Here is a 536-nt window from a genome sequence, read left to right as displayed (position 1 = left end):
CCCGGATCCCCGTCAGGTCTTCCAGAGCGATAGCGCTGTTGGTAGCTTTTGCCCTAGAGACAACGGCTTTGGAGATGCGATGATTGACCCACGTTTTTGCTACGCAACGCTGACGCGACTGAAAGCGTCTCTCCTTGCCAGACAGCCGTTGCAACAGTTCTCTGCATCTGCGCCGCGAACTGCGTGTGCCCTTACTGGCTTTGCGTTGGAGTGCCGCCCTCAATCGGGAGTAGTGGTCTCGAACTCGGCTCAACTGCTGTCCATTCCAGTTGTCCCCTTCTGAGGTATGAGCGATATCCGTCCTTCCAAAGTCCACCCCGATTACCTTGTCGGCATCTTGTTGCTTGGGTGGCTTTTTCTCTACGCAAATCTGGATGTAATAGGAGCCGTCCTCCCGCTTGACCAGGGTGGCGGCTTTGGGGTTGGAACCAGCCAGTATTCCACGCTGGTAGTTGCCAATGGCCAGTCCAAAGCGCTCTCGCCCTTCCACCGTGGTCAGCGACACCGTCCAGTCTTTCTCGCGGAACGAGAAGATA

General features: G+C 56.3%; 1 protein-coding gene. It reads right to left on the bottom strand.

Features of this window, described 5'->3' with window-relative positions; all coding sequences use genetic code 11:
• On the bottom strand, positions 1–536 hold a 536-nt coding region (locus NW820_RS13470; RefSeq protein WP_414407783.1), incomplete at both ends, for a transposase.

This window comes from Synechococcus sp. R55.7 (assembly GCF_047461955.1).
Classification (GTDB): domain Bacteria; phylum Cyanobacteriota; class Cyanobacteriia; order Thermostichales; family Thermostichaceae; genus Thermostichus.
Note: the sequence above shows the minus strand (reverse complement) of the source record. Positions and strands in the feature narration are given on the sequence as shown.